The organism is Thalassospira lucentensis (assembly GCF_032921865.1).
Classification (GTDB): Bacteria; Pseudomonadota; Alphaproteobacteria; order Rhodospirillales; family Thalassospiraceae; genus Thalassospira; species Thalassospira lucentensis_A.
Genome location: NZ_CP136684.1, coordinates 1,925,339 through 1,942,898, shown reverse-complemented (window position 1 = coordinate 1,942,898; position 17,560 = coordinate 1,925,339). Strand labels below are relative to the sequence as shown.

The following is a 17,560-nucleotide window of genomic DNA, read 5'->3' as shown; positions in this document are numbered from 1 at the left end:
ATGAGCACCAATCTTGAACGAGACGAGACGTCTCGTCAATTTTAAAATCGCAGGCAGGCAGCCCCAAGGGGCAGCCTCAGGGGAAAGCGACAAGGGATAGTCCCAGAGCACAGCTCCGGGAGATGATGGATGATGGAAAGCTTCCTACTCCGCCGGAGGAGATTGCTCGGGATTCCCAAGGATTTCGGTGAATTCCGGCAGATCGCGAAGCGGCTCGAACTCGACCTCGGTCCAGGCCGGTTGGCGCATGGCATCGGACAGCGCCACCGCACGCTGCAGATCGGCAAGGGCGGCTTCCTTGTACCCCAGCCCGGCATTGGCACATGCCCGCTGATAATAGCCATTGGCATTATCCGGTGCCTCGGCCAGAAGCCGGTTGCACAGGCTAAGCGCCCAGTCGCGATCACCAAGCTGAAGGGCGGCATCGGCCTTATAGGCCATGACTTCCGGGTCACCCGGCGACAGTTCAAGGATCTTGTCGTAAATCTCGATCTTGGAACGCGGATTGGTCACCTTGTTGGCCTGCAACCAGAAGGCATGAATGGTCTGGGTGCGTTCGATTTCTTCCTGATGATCGTTGATCACCATGCTTTTCTGACGCAGTTCTTCTTCAAGCGCGCTCAGACGTGTTTCAAATTCTTCGGACAGGCGACGCAATTCCGTATCGGCAAGGTTGCGCACACTTGATTTAAGCTCGCGCAACGACTGCCAGCCCAGCATGGTCAGAAGCGCACCGACCGCGGCCACGAAATAGAAGAAATAGGTCACCGTGTTCGAAGAATAGGAAATCGCCTTGTCGATGGCTTCAAGCTGGCGATTGACGACCTCGCGCAGCAATTCGGCACGCATCCCCTGCATTTCGGTCCGCAATGCCTTCAGCTCGTCCAGCACATAGCGTTCCATCAGCGGCGGCATATTGGTGCGCTCACCCGCTTCAAGCGGACGGAAATCAACAGGCGGCAGGGTCTCGCCAGACGAGGTTTCAGATGTGGCAGGGGCCGCCCCCATGCCTTCCTGTGCCGGGACCGGCGACGTGGCAAACACCACCATCGTCATGAGGAGACCCGCGACAATCCGTTCAAACCTTAACGTCATTTCCTGCTGCTTCCCTGTCTCTTTTTTAATGGATCGGTTTTGTCCATGCGCCTTTGTAACCCGGCCACGACCATGATCCAAATCAACGTTATGCTTGGACTGTAACGGTATATTGCCCTTGCCAAAACATACATTTTTTGGAAAATCGCGCAGGTATCGATGATTGAATACGACACCGACCCGGATCGGGCACAGCAATTGTCAAACGCAGCCCTTGCCATGATGGCAGAACTGGGTGTTGCCGCGCATCCGAACAATTATACGATCTTTTTCAATTACCTGTCCGGTGAAGAGCCCGATCTTAAACAGACGATCAATATCCTGCGCAGCAATCATCGCGAATTCGATGAATTGCAATGCCGCGATCTTTTCACCCGGTTTTTTGACACTGTACGGGAACGTGAAATCGTCTCCCGCATTACCGATGATTTGCGCAATCAGCTGACGTCGGTTCTCGAAACCGTCCGCAATGCCGGGATTGATACCCGCGCCTATGGCGAGGCCCTTGATCATTTCTGCGAATATATCGGTGACAAGGATTTCACCAATCTGGAACACGCGCTGAAAACGCTTCTGGGCGCCACACGCGAGATCGAAGGCGTAAACCGCATTCTCGAAACCCGGCTGGATAATACATCGACCGAAATTTCCAAACTGCGCCGCGACCTCGAAGACATGAAGCGCGAAGCCATGACAGATTGTCTAACCGGCATTGCCAACCGCAAGGCGTTTGATCTGCAACTACGCGATTGCGCCATGCAGTCGATGGAAACCGGTAAACCGCTTAGCCTGCTTCTGATCGATATCGATTATTTCAAGACATTCAACGATACCCACGGCCATCAGGCCGGTGATCAGGTCATTCGACTGATGGCCCAGACCCTTCAGCAGAACGTCAAGGGCCGGGACACCGCCGCGCGCTATGGTGGCGAGGAATTTGCCGTCATCCTGCCGATGACCGGGCTTGGCTGCGCGCGCCAGTTGGCCGAACATATCCGCCACAATGTCGAAACCCGCACCATCATCAGCCGCACCCGCCATCAGGAACTGGGCAAGGTCACGGTATCAATCGGCGTCAGCACGTTTGAATTTGGCGAACCGCTTGCCCGTTTCATCGAACGGGCCGATCAGGCACTTTATCTGGCCAAGGCCAAGGGCCGTAACCGGGTCGCGACCGAACGCCAGATCACCGACGGGAACAAGGTAATCCGGACGCTGGATATCACCGTGCCCGAACCCAAAAAGCAGCGTTGCGCCTGACGGGCACTGACAGGGTGCCAATTTCCCCGTATAAGGCAGGTCGTTTGTTTCGATAGATTGGCCTGCGACGTGAAGAAGATTGAAGTCCTTGTGATTGGTGCCGGTGCCGCCGGCCTTATGTGTGCAATCGAAGCCGGGAAACGCGGCCGTTCGGTTGTAATTGTCGATCATTCGGCAAAACCGGCCGAAAAAATCCGGATTTCCGGGGGTGGCCGTTGCAACTTCACCAATCTGCATGCCAGCCCGGAAAACTTCATTTCGCAAAACAAGCGTTTCTGTGTTTCGGCGCTTAAACGCTATACCCAGTTTGACTTCATCGATCTGGTCAATCGTTATGACATTGCCTGGCACGAAAAGACGCTGGGTCAGCTTTTCTGCGATGAATCCTCGTTCCAGATCATCGACATGCTGCTCGATGAATGTGATGCCGCCAATGTCGAGCTGCGCCTGAATACCGAAATCAGCAACATCATCCGCCGCGATGATGCCGGGTTCGATGTCACCACACGCACTGGCGCGCAATGGACCTGTCAGTCGCTTGTCGTCGCCTGTGGTGGTCTGTCCATTCCCAAAATCGGGGCAACCGGCTTTGGCTATCAGATTGCCCGTCAGTTTGGCATCGATATCGTTCCGACCCGTGCCGCCCTTGTGCCCCTGACCTTTGATCCGGATATGCGGGCCGATATGGGTCAGCTTTCCGGCATTTCGGTCGACGCAATCGTCCAGTGCAACAAGAAACAGTTCCGCGAAGGATTGCTGTTTACCCACCGCGGGCTAAGCGGCCCGTCTATCCTGCAGATTTCATCCTATTGGGACGAGGGGGACGCCATCACGGTCAACCTGAACCCCGAAGAAGACGCCTTTGATCTTCTGAAATCGGCCAAGGCCGAAAGTCCGAAACAGGCCGTGCACAATGTGCTGTCGCGCATTCTGCCAAACCGTCTGGCCCAGATGATCACCGCCCGCCACGGGCTGGATCGCCCGATTGGCGAAACCGGGGACAAGGCACTGCGTCTGCTTGCAACCGATGTCAATCAATGGTCGGTCATGCCGCAAGGATCAGAAGGATACCGTACTGCCGAGGTCACATTGGGCGGGGTCGATACCAACGCCCTGTCATCAAAAACCATGGAATGTCGCGATGTCCCCGGTCTTTATTTCATCGGCGAAGTCGTCGATGTTACCGGCCATCTTGGCGGCTTCAATTTCCAGTGGGCCTGGTCATCGGGCTGGTCGGCTGGACAAGTCGTCTAGGTAATTTCCCCGTTTGGTCGTAAAATAGTCCGCGGGAACAACTTCCCTTGCCAATCGTTTGATTTTCAAGAACAGCCGACAGCCTTCCTGTCTGCTGACACAGAAAAATGAGGTTGGGTTATGGAATATGGTGGAATTCTCGGACTGATCATTCTGATTGCCGATATTTGGGCCATCATCAATGTCATGGGCAGCGGTGCCAGCACCGGCTCGAAAATCATCTGGACGATCCTGATTCTCGTCCTGCCGGTTATTGGCCTGATCATATGGTTCTTTGCCGGACCACGCAGTGGCCGGGTTTAAAAACGTATCCTGATATTTGAATTTTTACGGGCCGACATTTTGTGTCGGCCCGTTTTTCGTCATATGCCGACAACAAAAATCGCAAGCAATCCAACCGCGACAAGCCCTGCGCGAACCGCAATATGTCGCGGTGAAATAATGCCGTATGAAATTGCCGTCAGACCAATCGCAACCTTAAGTGCCGCCGCAATCGCCCAAACCGGATTGGCGGCAAGATCAATCAGTGACCCGTTCGCGATCATCGCAAGCGGTACGATATAAAGCCCAATCCCCAGCGCCATGGCCGTTCCGGCAACCTTAAGCCAGTTTTCCTCGACCATACCCGCAGCGATGAACACCGCCCCGCAAACCGGCGGCGTAATCGTCGACAGCAGGGCAAACCAGAACACGAACAGATGCGCCTGCAACGGATCAAGCCCAAGCTCGGTCAGGGCAGGCCCCGCCACCGAAACGCAGATCACATAAGCCGCCGTGGTCGGCACTTCCATGCCAAGGATCAGACACGCAATCGCCGTCAGAAGCAAAGCCGGCCAAAGCATCCCGCCGGACCCCGACAGCAGAAGCGACGTGATCTTCACGCCAAGCCCGGTCAATCCAAGAACGCCAATCACAATCGACGCGCACAAAATGATCGCGGCAATCATCGATACCTGCCGCCCGGCACTCAGGCAAACCTCGGTAAATCTTTCGCCCGTCCGGGCCAGGCTGAATTGCAGATTGCCATCCAAAAACAGCAACACCGCACCGGCAATCATTGCAAGGCAGGCGGCATATTGCGGTGTGTAACCGCCCCCGAACATGCCCCAAAGCAGAATCGCAAACGGCACAAGGAAGAAGGCAGAGGTCACAATCACCGCGCGGGTATCAGGCCGGTCTTTTTCCGGCACACCGGGTAAGTCATAGCGAAGCGCAAAGGCATTGATCCCGACCCAGACCGCCAGGAAATAAAGGATCGCCGGCAAAATGGCGGCCACCATGATCTCGACATAGGGCCGCCCGGTCAGCTCGACCATGACAAAGGCCCCGGCCCCCATCAATGGCGGCATGATCTGCCCGCCGGACGATGCCACCGCCTCGACCGCGGCGGCCAGTCTTTTGGGATAGCCAAGCTTGGTCATGGCCGGAAGGGTAATCGCCCCCGTCGATGCCACATTGGCCGACGCCGACCCCGAAATCGATCCAAACAACGCCGACGAAATCACCGAAACCTTGGCCGCACCACCGCGCAGCCTCCCGGCGGCCGCACCGGCCACATTCATAAAGCCCTGCCCGGCTTCTCCGCCATTCAGGATCGCGCCAAAAATCACAAAGATCGCAACGATGCTGACCGAAACCCCGGTCAGGCTGCCCCAAAGGCCGCCCTCGGCAATGGTCAGCGTGCCCAGCATGCTTTCAATCGGAAGGCCACCATGGCCGAATTCACCGGGAATATATTCGCCAAAGAACCCATAAAGCAGCGCAATCGCCGCCACACTCGGCAACGGCCAGCCAATCGCACGACGTGCCATTTCAAGAACGATACCCAGCAGGGCAAAGGATATCGCGATCTGCAAATTCCCGACCAGGAACCCGTATTGATCGCCCAGCATGCTGTGATTGAACGCCACCCACAAACACGCAGCAAGCCCGATCACGGTCAGGATCAACCCGCTGATTTTCTGCCACGGCGTTTTGGCAACAAACACCAACGCCCAGGGCAACGCCAAAGCCATATGCAACGGCCGACTGACCAGATTAGGGACAAGCCCCGAAAAAATCAGCCAAAGATGAAAAACAATGGATACCGCGCCAAGCGCAATCCAGAAAGGGCGGGAAACAGCAGACATCGTAATCCTGATACGTCCGATAAAGAACGGCCCGGCTGTGGCGGCCGGGCCTGTCATCACATTATTTCAATGCGGCGATCAATTCTGATCGTCGCGCACCGGGAAACCGGCCTCGGCGTAATAACGAAGCGCGCCAGGGTGGATTTTACCCTTGATATTGGCAAGCATCTCCTGGGTCACACCTTTCCACCATGAAGCGTTCGAGCTCATGGCGGATTTCTGATCCCAATAGGTTTTGGTCAGCTGATAGGCGGTTTCGTCATCCATCTGGGTCGTGGCATAGGCAACCACCGACAGCGAAGACGTGCGGATGTCATCCTTCTGACCGTTATAGGTCCCAGCCGGGATCACCGTCAGATCGCGCTTGGTCATCGCAAGCTGCTCATCGGAAAGCGACAGGATATTGACATCCGTGCCTGCCGCGGCCTCGATCACGTTCGGCGCAGGCCAGGAACCGGCCGTGACAAAACCGTCAATCTGACCGTTTTTAAGGGCGGCGACGGCGTTCGAAAGTTCCGCTTCGGACAATTTGACCTTGTCAGTCAGGCCAAACAGCTCAAGGTACTTTTCACCCTCGGTCGCCCCGAACGATCCTTTACCCAGAAGGATGGTCTTGCCTTCAAGCCCGGCAAAGTCGGTCACACCGGCATCTGCACGCATCACGAAATGCATGGTCAGTGATGGAATCGGGAACAGGGCCCGGACCTCATTAAACTTTTCGGTCGGGCGTCCTTCAAAGGCACCCTTGCCAGCCTGTGCAAGGCCAACAAGTGCCGGCGGGCTTGTGAAAACGTAATTGCCCGGGCGAACCGATGCTTCCATCACGTTCTGAACCGATCCCTGGCTTTCCTCGACCGTGACGATGATCTCGCCGTCCGTACCGGTCTTGATTGCTTCGGCAAACTGGGCAGCCATCTGATAATAGGACGACGCGGCCTTGGCCGATTTGAAAGTAACGCGGGTTTCTGCCTGGGCGGCACTTACCGCTGACAGGGCAACAATACCGGTCGCGATTGCGCCGATTGTACGAAGAATGTTCAAGGTTTCCTCCCCTTGCAGAACCCGGGCACCGGTCGGTTTGCAAATACCGAACTTGGGTACGGATCGGGCCAATAGTGGCGATCAACGCAAAAACCCGCCCCGAAGCGGGCCGATTTTGGCAAATTGTATCCAATTGCAAGTCATAGAGCGCATCAAAGGGGCGAAGGTCAAGCCGGTTATTCATCAAAGGCAACCTTCACCGGTGCAAGTTTACCCCATTTTCACATGGCAGTTGCGCAAAACCGGTACTGTTCGCGGCAGGGCTTCGGCTTTAATGCAATCCGTGAAATTCTGCGGAACATCGTATGTGCCGTAACGTTCGATCCATCACACACCCGACAGGATCGACAAGACCTTTCAGATCAGCGCCTTGTAAAGATTGACAGGGTTCCCGACCATCGCGCAGGGTGACACCTGCAAGCGCCATTACCACCAGAGGATCCGATGCCGCGTTCGCCGGTCGCACTGATCATTGCATTGTCTGCGACATTGTTTGCAGCCTTCACGCTCAATACCGGGGCTTCGCTGCAATCCTCGTTGCTGGCTTTGCGCGCCTCGTCCGAAGGCTTTGCACCGATCTATACCGGTATCATCATGGCATCCTATTATGCCGGGTTCATCGGCGGGATCATCTGGGGGGCCGGGCTTGTCAACCGTGTGGGGCATATCCGGACCTTTGCCGCACTGGCATCGACCGGATCGGCGATTACGCTTTTGCATGCCGTTTTTGTTGATCCGATTACCTGGTCGCTGTTCCGCGCCATGACGGGCCTGTGCATTTCGGCCCTGTATCTGGTGATTGAAAGCTGGCTGAACGAACAGGTCGACAACACATCGCGCGGCGGCATGATCGCGTCCTATATGACCGTATCTCTCGCGGGTCTTGCCATCGGGCAGTTGTTGCTGAACGTGTCACCGATTGGCAGCTTCGAACTGTTCACCGTGGCATCGGTCCTGCTGTCGCTTTCTCTGGTGCCGATTGCGCTGACCCGGCAACCCCCGCCCGCCGCGGTCAGTGGTGCGCGCATGAAATTCCGCGAATTATACGCCATTTCGCCGCTGGGTTTTGTCGCCGCAGCCGGCAGTGGCGTTCTTTCCGGTGCGATTTACGGTGTCGGTCCGATCTTTGCGTCCAATCTTGGCCTTGCAACCAATGACGTCGCGAACTTCATGGCCTTTGTCATTCTGGGCGGCATGATCATGCAGTGGCCGATTGGCCGTCTGTCGGACATGGTTCCCCGCCAGTATGTCATGATCGCCGTGCTGATCGGGCTTGCAATCTGCGGATTGTTCCCGCTGGTCGCGCCCGAACTTGTCCGCGGGAATCTGACTGTCTGGGGTGCTATCATCGGCATCTTCATCATGCCGGTTTATGGCCTGTCGGTCGCCTATGTGAATGACTATCTGCAACCCGATCAGATCGTTTCGGCATCCGGTGGCCTTTTGATCATTTATGGCGGATCTGCTGCAACCGGGCCAATCATCGGATCGCTTGCCATCGGGCATTTTGGTCCCTGGGGCATGCCGGTTCTGTTTGCGATTGTCGGCATACTGGTCGCAAGCTTTGCCATCTATCGTGCCGGTTTCGGTCGCCGCATCTCGATCGAGGAACAGGGCCAGTTTGTTGCGGTACCGCGCACCACGCCCATGGCACTTGAACTTTCCCCGATTACCGATGACATCGTCGAGGAAGAAGACGGAAGCGGTTCACACGCCGCAGACAGGGGCGAGGATGTCGCCCCTCGCAGCACAGAAGAAACAGCTGCGGAAACGGCACCGGAAGCCGATCAGAATACCGGCAGACAGTAAACCCGCGGCTTTGCCGCAAAGTCGCCCGCACAGGTATTGTTTCGCAACTTTCGGTATCGTTTCCACAATACGGAAAACATCCCACGAAAGTGAAACCGGCTGTGGACCCTGCCCGCATACAGCCCATATGTTGTGACAAACATATGCATCGGTCACATCCGGCCTTGCGCAAGACTTCAAGCCTGTCGAGAGGAAACATGACCCAACGTATCACCAAAGGCGGCCTTAAGATTGCAACCGTTCTGCATGATCTGGTTGCCAACGAAATCACCCCGGGCACCGGTGTCTCCTCCGATCAGTTCTGGGCATCGTTCGAAAAGCTCGTAAACGAGCTTGGCCCCCGGAACCGTTCGCTTCTGGCCAAGCGCGATGAATTGCAGGCCAAGATCGACGAATGGCACCTGTCCCGTCAGGATCAGGCCCGCGATCCGTTGGCCTACAAGGAATTCCTCAAGGAAATCGGCTATCTTCTGCCCGAAGGCGACGATTTCTATATCTCGACCACCAATGTCGATCCGGAAATCGCGCGCGTCGCCGGTCCGCAGCTTGTCGTGCCGGTGATGAATGCGCGCTACGCCCTCAACGCGGCCAATGCCCGCTGGGGCAGCCTCTATGACGCACTCTATGGCACGGATGTAATCGACGACGCCGATGGCAAGGAAAAGACCAAGGGCTTCAATGCCAAGCGCGGGGCCGCGGTTGTTGCCTATGCCGCAAAATTCCTTGATCAGGCCGTCCCGCTGGCCAATGGCAAACATGCCGACGCCACCAAATACGAAGTCCGCGAAGACGGCTCTGGATGGTGGACTTTGGCAATAACCCTGTCAGACGGCAGCGAAACATCACTGGCACAGCCATCACAGTTCATTGGCTACAATGAAAAAGACGGCGCGCTTTCCGAAGTCCTTTTGCGCAATCATGGCCTGCATCTGGAAATCCGGATTGATCCGTCACACCCGATTGGCAAAACCCATGCCGCGGGCGTGTGCGACGTGATCATGGAATCCGCCCTGACCACCATTCAGGATTGCGAGGATTCGGTTGCCGCCGTCGATGCCGAAGACAAGGTCGTTGTCTATCGCAACTGGCTTGGCCTGATGAAAGGCACGCTGGAAGAAAGCTTTGAAAAGGGTGGCAAAACCGTTACCCGCCGCCTCAACCCGGATCGTTCCTATCAGGGCTTTGATGGCAATGACGTTGTTCTGCCCGGTCGCAGCCTGATGCTGGTGCGCAATGTCGGCCACCTGATGACAAGCGACGCGGTCCTTGATGCCAATGGCAACGAAGTCCCCGAAGGTTTCCTTGATGCGATGTTTACCAGCCTGATCGCCAAGCACGATATTGATGGCAACAGCAGTGTTTCAAACTCGCGCCATGGCAGTGTCTATATCGTAAAGCCGAAGATGCACGGCCCCGAAGAAGTGGCCCTGACCAATGATCTGTTTGCCTTCGTCGAACGCGAAATCGGCCTGCCGGAAAACACCCTTAAGGTCGGCATCATGGACGAGGAACGCCGCACGACGGTGAACCTCAAGGAATGCATTCGTGCCGCGCAGGATCGTGTTGTTTTCATCAATACCGGCTTCCTTGACCGAACCGGTGATGAAATCCACACCAGCATGGAAGCAGGCCCGGTCGTTCGCAAGGAAGCGATGAAAGACCAGTACTGGATTTCGGCCTATGAAAACTGGAATGTCGATGTCGGCCTTGAATGCGGCATGAAGGGCATCGCCCAGATCGGCAAGGGCATGTGGGCCAAACCCGATCGCATGGCGGAAATGATGACCGCAAAAATCGGCCATCCGAAAGCCGGGGCAAACTGCGCATGGGTTCCATCCCCCACCGCCGCAACCCTGCATGCCATGCATTATCATCAGATCGATGTCCGTGCCGTACAGGACGAGGTTGGCAAACGCGAACGCGCCAGCCTTGATGATATCCTCTCGATCCCGCGCCTTGGCGATATCAACCCGATGCCAAGCGAAATCCAGGAAGAACTTGATAACAACGCACAGGGTATCCTTGGCTATGTTGTCCGCTGGATCGATGCCGGGGTTGGATGTTCCAAGGTGCCCGACATCAATGATGTCGGCCTGATGGAAGACCGCGCCACATTGCGCATTTCCAGCCAGCATATCGCCAACTGGCTCCATCACGGTCTTTGCACCAGCGATCAGGTGATGGAAACCATGAAACGCATGGCCGCCGTCGTCGACAAACAGAACGAAGGCGACCCGGAATATCGCAACATGGCACCGAACTTTGATGACAGTGTTGCCTTTGCCGCCGCCTGTGATCTGGTGTTCAAGGGCCGCGAACAGCCCAATGGCTATACCGAGCCGGTCCTGCATGCACGTCGCCGCGAAGCCAAGGCAAAATACGGCGCATAACAGCCGCCAATATCGCACTAAAAAAGCCGCCCGAAACATATCGGGCGGCCTTTTTCATATCCATCATGCTGCGCAATATAAATCAGTGGGGCTTATCCGCCCAATGTCATGATTTCATAGCCGTTCTGGGTCACCACCAGCGTATGTTCATACTGCACGGTGGGTGCACCGGTATCGGCATAGAGCGTCCAGCCATCATCCCCGTCAAGCGCCCAGTTCGCCCCCCGCGACAGGAACGGCTCGATCGTAATGACCTGACCCTTTTTAAGGGTCCGGCGTTCACGCGGATCATCCCATGTCGGGATGGTTTGCGGTGCCTCGTGCAATGATTTGCCGATCCCGTGACTGGCCAGATTTTTAATCAGGCTGTAACCGCCCTTTCGGGCAAAGTTTTCGATCCGAAGGCCGATTTCGCGGATCGGTGCCTTGTCACGCACGACCTTGATCCCGGCCCACATCGCTTTTTTGCCATCCGCACACAGCTTTTCGATTTCAGGGCGCGGGGTCCCGACGATAAAGCTGGCACCGGTATCGGAAAAATAGCCATCAAGTGACGCGGAAACATCGATATTCACAAGATCACCATCCGCCAGAACCCGGTCCCCCGGAATGCCATGTGCGACTTCTTCATTCACACTGATGCAGGTCGCACCGGGAAAATCATATTCGCTTTCGGGTGCGGAAACCGCCCCGGCATCCTCAAGAACCTTGCGGCCAATGGCATCAAGTTCGGCGGTGGTCATGCCGGCAACGGCGGCCGCGCCCATCACGTCGCGCGCACGCGCACAGATGCGTCCGATACGGCGCAGATGTTCAAGTTCGGTTTCTGATGAAATGGTCATGGATTGCTTAATGCTTAGCAATCACCACCAAGTCAAGCCATTGGATGGTCATGTCTGACCCGATTTCAGGCGCGTGAGCCGGAATTCTGCTGGCGGTTTTCCTCACCATAAATGACGTAACGATGCTTGCCCTTGCTTTTGGCCACATAAAGCGCCTGATCAGCCTGCTCCAGAAGCGTCTCCGGGCGGGTGTCATGATCGGGATAAACGGCAATACCGATACTGATATTGATCGATATCCGTTTTCCGCCGGTAATGAACGGCATCAGAATGTCATTAAGGATTCTTTCGGCCAATGCGCGGGCTTCGGACACACCGTTCTCACCAAGATGCGAAACAATGACCATCTCGTCCCCGCCCGTGCGGGCAACCAGATCCCCACCGCGCACGCAGCGACGCAGCCGACGGGCCACTTCGCACAGGACCTCATCCCCCGCCGCATGTCCCAGGCGGTCATTGACCGGTTTGAAATCATCCAGATCAAGGGCAAGAACGCCAAGCTGACTGTGCTGGCGCTTGGCCTGTGCGAGGGCATGTTCGAAATAAACGTCCAGTGCCAGACGGTTGCCAAGCCCGGTCAGGGGATCGTGATGCGCAATATGCTTCATCTTGCCCAGCGCCCTATCCTTTTCCGTCAGCTTGGCGACCAGACTGTTCAGGCTGTTTGACAGCATGTTGATTTCGCGTGCACCGGAAACCTGCGGCAGGCTTTCGATCTCGCCACGTTTAAGCTCTCCGGCGGCATTCGCGATCGTGACCAGCGGACCGACGATGAAACCGGCCCCCCACCAGGCAAAAACACTAAACAGCACGGCAAGACTAAGGCCAAGGGCCAGAATATCGGACTGCAAATCGTGAACGGTTATCAGGGCGGCTTCTATCGGCTGACGGACCAGCACCGACCAGCCAAGCCCCGGATAGTCAAAATGCCCGTCTGCCGGGGCAAAACCGGTCAGATAATCATGGCCATCCGGCCATTTCGCGATTTCCCATCCAATGTCTGACCTGTGCGACCCTTTCTCCAATTGCAGTTCAAGCTTCTGCCCGGTCATCGCGAAATCTGGCGCCAGCAGGATCGTCCCGTTCGCACCGATGACAAAAATATCGACATTGCGATGCAGGCCCTGCCCGGCAAACAGGTTACGCCGCACCGTGTCCGCCCATTCCCAGCTCAGATGTGTTGCCAGAACACCATTGAGATTTCCGGCATCGTTCATCAAGGGAACAGCGATATCGACAAACTGGATTGGCTCGCCGGTGGGGCTTGGAAATTTTTCGGCCAGCAGCTTGGCATCATGAACATCCCCGATGAACATCCCCTTGCTGCCAAATTCATAGACGGGACGCGCGGAAATATCCTTGCCGACCAGAATATCCCCGGTTGCCGCAACCACGGTACCGCCCGCGTCAAGAACCCCGATCCAAGTGAAAATCGGCAATTCATGTTGCAGCCGGTTGATCAGCGCGCTGGCCTGTTCGATGTCGTCAAGGTTGCGAAGGGCGCGAAGGGTGCTCAGAACCGCAACTTCACCGCGATGGGTCCACATCGTCCGGTCGAGTTCGTCGGCCATTTGCAGGGCAAGATCGGAAACACCGGTACCGATCTGCCTTGTCAGATCTTCTGCCGATCTTTTGCCGACAACATAACTCATAACGCCTGCCAAAGCAGCGACAAGCACCGCCGTGGCCAGCGCGATCTGGATACGAATACCCACCCGCGAAAGACTTTTCACAGTCAATCCTCACACTTCCCATAGGGCAGCACGTTTGTTGGTTGCCCTGTTTGTATGCCGCTGTTTTTTTGAATGCGGCTTATCTTGCGCAAAATATAAGATATCGCTCAGACCATTTTAAGCCCAACCATGAAAACATTTTTCATGATGTTCTTCCGTTTGGCCGGGTTATTTCCAACATATTGAAAAATCGGCAGTTCCAAAACTCTTTTAAGCCGGGCACGCAAAGGTTACACCAGACTTGATCCGCAATCGAAACAGTGATGAAACGACATTATGACCATTACGCAAATCATCTACTGGCTTGAACTGACCGGCGTTGCGGTTTTTGCCGTGACCGGCGCGCTGGAAGCATCCCGCCGCCAGATGGATATTGTCGGCTTCGTGCTGATCGCGACCTTTACCGGCATCGGCGGCGGCACGGTACGCGATGTCATTACCGGGGCCACACCGGTTTTCTGGATCAGGGATCCGGCCTGGGTGATTACCTGTATCGGCAGTGCGGTCTTCACCTATTTCACCGCCCATCTGGTCGAACGGCGTTATGTCGCGCTGATCTGGCTTGATGCGCTTGGGCTTGCGATGTTTGGCGTGACGGGGGCGGCTATCGGCCTTAACCTTGGCGTATCGCCGCTGGTCGCGATCATCCTTGGTACCATCACCGCGACATTTGGCGGCATGGTGCGTGATGTGGTGTGTAACGAAATCCCGCTGATCCTGCGCCCGGAAATTTACATCACCTGCGCGCTCCTCGGCGCATCAATCTATGTGATCGGCACCGATATCCTGTCGCTTCCCCGTGCCCCGGTCGCCCTGATCGCCTTCCTGTGTTCCTTCGCCCTGCGCGCCAGCGCCATACGCTTCAAACTGAGCTTCCCGGTTTACAAGGCCCGCCCGGGGCGGGAATATTAACCAGATCAAAGTACAGTCCCGAATGAAATCCAACGGTGTTCAAGGCAAAATAGATGGCACAAGGCGGCGGAACTGGCAAAAATACTGCAACACTTGAACAGGTCCTGCAGTTGGGGCTGCAATACCAGACCAAGGGAAATGTACCCGCCGCACTCAACCTTTATGCCGATATCCTAAGGCAAATCCCCGACCAACCCGATGCCTTGCATCTGACCGGTCTCTGTCATTACCAGAATGGCGACCATCAAAAAGCCGTTGATTGGATGCGCCGTTCGATCCAACTCAATCCGAACAATGCGACCGTCCACAGCAACCTGGGTGTTGCGCTGATTGAACTTGGAATGGTCGATGATGCAAAACAGCATTTTCGTCAGGCCATAACCCTGAAACCCGATCACACTGAATCGCACAGCAACCTCGGGGCCATTCTGGGCAACCATAACCACACCGACGAAGCAATCCGTCATTTCGAAATCGCACTAGGCCAAAACCCCGATCATTTGGCATCACTTCGGGGGCTTGCCAAACTTTCGGTTCATGTCGGAAAAACCGACCAGGCCATTGATCTATACACACGCGCATTACGCTTTGTGCCAGATGATGCGGATCTGCATACCGATCTGGCCGTTGCACTTAATCTGGTCAATCAACCCGGCAGGGCCCTGCCTCATCATCTTAAGGCCATAAAGCTTGAGCCCGGCATTGTGCGTCATCTTTCCAGCTTTGCAACAACACTGGAAAGCTGTGCCTTCACCAGCACCGATGACACCCTCGAAGCAGCCTTAGGCAATGTTCTCAGTTGCAACCAAATCAGCCCCCGCACAGCAACCAAGGCGACACTGGCCGTTTTAAGCCTCAAGGAAGGTTTTAATGCCGCCATCGAACGGATTTCAAATGCTGAGGGATCCGTTGAAAAGTTTCAGCCATCGGACCTTGATACACTTCAGGAACAGCCCCTTTTTCTGCAAGCCCTCAGGACCCACCCATTATCGAATTTGCGCTTTGAACGCGCCCTGACCTCGCTTCGTCAGATCATACTGTTCAAAGAAGCTGGCAAGTCCGGTTTTCATGTTCCGCTGATCGCAGCATTGGCCGCCCAGTGCTTTAACAACGAATATGTCTATGCACTGAGCGACGCGGAACGCGCAAAAATCGATGACCTGAACAATCAACTGCGTCAGGACATCCTGTCAGACAAAGATTTCAGCCCGGAAATCCCTGCAATTCTGGCCTGTTACAAACCTATTTTCGAATATGACTGGGCAGAACGTCTTTCGCGCAAGAACCTTCCGAACGATCTGAAATCATTGTTCGAACAGCAGTTCCACGAACCCAATCAGGAACGTTATCTGCGCGATCAGATCCCGCAACTGACCGGCATCGACAACAACATTTCCCAAGCCGTCCGGTCGCAATACGAAGAAAACCCTTATCCACGCTGGAACCACACCTCATTGGTCCAGAACCCCAAGCCTATCGATGAAACCTTGAAATCCTATCCGCTGATGCTTGACATTGGCGATTATCAAAGCCCGCCCCATCCTCAAATACTTGTCGCCGGTTGCGGCACGGGGAAGCACAGCATTGATGTTGCTTCGCGGTTTCAGGATGCAACAGTTCTTGCCGTAGATTTAAGTCTTTCAAGCCTGAGTTACGCACGACGCAAAACCGAACAGCTTGGCCTGACAAATCTGACCTATGGGCAGGCTGACATCCTGAAATTGGGCGAGCTCAACCGGCAATTTGACCTGATCGAATGCGGGGGTGTGTTGCACCATATGGATGACCCGATGGCCGGTTGGCGGGTTCTTTGCGATCTACTGAAACCCGGCGGGCTTATGAAAATCGCGCTTTATAGCGAAATCGGGCGAAAAGCGATCGTGGAAGCGCGCGAATTCATCGCCAGTCACGGGTATAAATCCACCGCAGACGACATTCGGAAATGTCGACAGGATATTCTGGCTTCCGATAGCAATGCCAAAAACACCCTGCTTCACAGCAGCGATTTCTTCAGTTTAAGCGATTGCCGCGATCTGATTTTCCACATACAGGAACATCGCTTTACCTTGCCACAGATCGAACAATGCCTGGCAGACCTTGGGTTGGAATTCCTCGATTTTGAAATCACCGGATCACAGCAACTCCGCCAGCAAAGAACATCGATCAATCAGGGTGCCAAGAGCGAACGGCTAAAACGCTGGCATAAGTACGAGCAAGAAAACCCGTCAACATTTGCTGGGATGTATCAGTTCTGGTGCCGTAAACCCAAAAACTAAGCAGGCTACTCGACAATCAACTGAACCCGGTCGCTGGAAAAGGCGGTGATCCCGTATTCGATGGGCACTCCTGCCGCATCGACATCGACACTTTCTGTGGATATCACCGGCCGGTTTTTGGCCTGTTTCAGCAGGCTGGCCACCCGTGATGATGGCAGTTGGGCACTGATGCGGGTGGTTTTGCGGCTGTAATCATCAATCCCGAAATGCTTGAAAGCCTCGGTCAGGGATTTTGTCTGGGTAAATATCTCGACAATCCCCTCGAACCGGGCAACCGGAAGGTAGCTTGTCGCCACCGCCAGCGGAATGCCATCGGCCTCTGATACGGAAAACAGTTCGACAACCCGCGTTCCCGGTTTGACATCGAGAAACTGGGCGATGGTCGCACTGGCTTTCAGGATTTCTGACGAAATCAGTCGTTTGTCGGGCAAACGATGACGCCCCGATACGATCTGGGAAAACCGTGTCTTGCTGCCAAGCGGATAATCAAGGATCTGTTCCTGGACAAAGGCCCCCCGCCCCTGTTCGACACGCACGACATTGGCATCGACAAGGGCCGACATCGCGCGTCGCACCGTATGCCGGTTAACACCGAATCTGCGAACCAGTTCCATCTCGGTCGGCATTTTGTCACCGGGGGCAAAGACCCCGCTGGCAATATCGGCAAGAAGCTGTTTTTCGATTTGCTTCCAGATAGATAGCCCGGCTTCCCAATCCATCGAAATCCCCATTCACAAAACTTTCACCGCAAGACCTTTGCCAAGCGCGCGTAATCGTCTTATAACGTGAATATGTATAGACGTCTAGACAAATTTTGAA

At 55.4% G+C, this 17,560-nt stretch carries 13 protein-coding genes; 7 read left to right on the top strand and 6 right to left on the bottom strand.

The window, feature by feature from the left end; all coding sequences use genetic code 11:
- Positions 1-144: 144 nt before the first annotated feature.
- Positions 145-1,095, bottom strand: coding sequence for a tetratricopeptide repeat protein (locus tag R1T41_RS09555; protein ID WP_317341388.1), 951 nt, complete (start codon positions 1,093-1,095; stop codon positions 145-147).
- A 159-nt stretch (positions 1,096-1,254) separates the two neighbouring features.
- Between R1T41_RS09555 and R1T41_RS09550 the strand changes: the two genes are divergently transcribed.
- The 3 genes from R1T41_RS09550 (at position 1,255) to R1T41_RS09540 (ending at position 3,912) form a co-directional block, all read left to right on the top strand.
- Positions 1,255-2,355: a GGDEF domain-containing protein gene (locus R1T41_RS09550; RefSeq protein ID WP_317341387.1), complete on the top strand. Its 1,101-nt coding sequence runs from the start codon at positions 1,255-1,257 to the stop codon at positions 2,353-2,355.
- A 69-nt stretch (positions 2,356-2,424) separates the two neighbouring features.
- Complete coding sequence (locus R1T41_RS09545) at positions 2,425-3,609, top strand: NAD(P)/FAD-dependent oxidoreductase (protein ID WP_317341386.1); 1,185 nt, start codon at positions 2,425-2,427, stop codon at positions 3,607-3,609.
- A 120-nt stretch (positions 3,610-3,729) separates the two neighbouring features.
- Positions 3,730-3,912: a PLD nuclease N-terminal domain-containing protein gene (locus R1T41_RS09540; RefSeq protein ID WP_062953175.1), complete on the top strand. Its 183-nt coding sequence runs from the start codon at positions 3,730-3,732 to the stop codon at positions 3,910-3,912.
- Positions 3,913-3,971: 59 nt separating this feature from the next.
- Here the strand turns inward: R1T41_RS09540 and R1T41_RS09535 are convergent, their stop codons facing one another.
- Both R1T41_RS09535 and R1T41_RS09530 read right to left on the bottom strand, forming a co-directional pair.
- Positions 3,972-5,795 (bottom strand): TRAP transporter fused permease subunit, encoded by a 1,824-nt coding sequence (locus R1T41_RS09535; protein WP_317341385.1) that lies wholly within the window; start codon positions 5,793-5,795, stop codon positions 3,972-3,974.
- Positions 5,796-5,816: 21 nt separating this feature from the next.
- A complete protein-coding gene (locus tag R1T41_RS09530) occupies positions 5,817-6,779 on the bottom strand; it encodes a TAXI family TRAP transporter solute-binding subunit (protein ID WP_085642474.1) in 963 nt (320 codons plus the stop codon).
- Positions 6,780-7,223: 444 nt separating this feature from the next.
- On the opposite strand from R1T41_RS09530, the gene R1T41_RS09525 reads away from it, so the two are divergent.
- Both R1T41_RS09525 and R1T41_RS09520 read left to right on the top strand, forming a co-directional pair.
- The gene (locus tag R1T41_RS09525) at positions 7,224-8,588 is read left to right on the top strand and encodes an MFS transporter (protein ID WP_062953173.1); all 1,365 of its coding nucleotides are present in this window, start codon (positions 7,224-7,226) and stop codon (positions 8,586-8,588) included.
- Between the two features lie 197 nt (positions 8,589-8,785).
- Complete coding sequence (locus tag R1T41_RS09520) at positions 8,786-10,978, top strand: malate synthase G (protein ID WP_317341384.1); 2,193 nt, start codon at positions 8,786-8,788, stop codon at positions 10,976-10,978.
- 92 nt (positions 10,979-11,070) lie between these two features.
- Here R1T41_RS09520 and map read toward each other — a convergent pair whose 3' ends face one another.
- Positions 11,071-11,820 carry a type I methionyl aminopeptidase gene (gene map, locus R1T41_RS09515; protein ID WP_114111161.1) on the bottom strand — a complete coding sequence of 250 codons (750 nt, stop codon included), beginning with the start codon at positions 11,818-11,820 and terminating at the stop codon, positions 11,071-11,073.
- 65 nt (positions 11,821-11,885) lie between these two features.
- Positions 11,886-13,553, bottom strand: a complete 1,668-nt coding sequence (locus R1T41_RS09510; RefSeq protein WP_317341383.1) for a GGDEF domain-containing protein — start codon at positions 13,551-13,553, stop codon at positions 11,886-11,888.
- A 276-nt stretch (positions 13,554-13,829) separates the two neighbouring features.
- Between R1T41_RS09510 and R1T41_RS09505 the strand changes: the two genes are divergently transcribed.
- Together R1T41_RS09505 and R1T41_RS09500 are read left to right on the top strand one after the other, a co-directional pair.
- Positions 13,830-14,465: a trimeric intracellular cation channel family protein gene (locus R1T41_RS09505; protein ID WP_062953168.1), complete on the top strand. Its 636-nt coding sequence runs from the start codon at positions 13,830-13,832 to the stop codon at positions 14,463-14,465.
- A gap of 53 nt (positions 14,466-14,518) precedes the next feature.
- Complete coding sequence (locus R1T41_RS09500; protein ID WP_317341382.1) at positions 14,519-16,741, top strand: tetratricopeptide repeat protein; 2,223 nt, start codon at positions 14,519-14,521, stop codon at positions 16,739-16,741.
- Positions 16,742-16,746: 5 nt separating this feature from the next.
- Here R1T41_RS09500 and phnF read toward each other — a convergent pair whose 3' ends face one another.
- Positions 16,747-17,460, bottom strand: coding sequence for a phosphonate metabolism transcriptional regulator PhnF (gene phnF, locus R1T41_RS09495; protein ID WP_247742056.1), 714 nt, complete (start codon positions 17,458-17,460; stop codon positions 16,747-16,749).
- Positions 17,461-17,560: the final 100 nt, after the last annotated feature.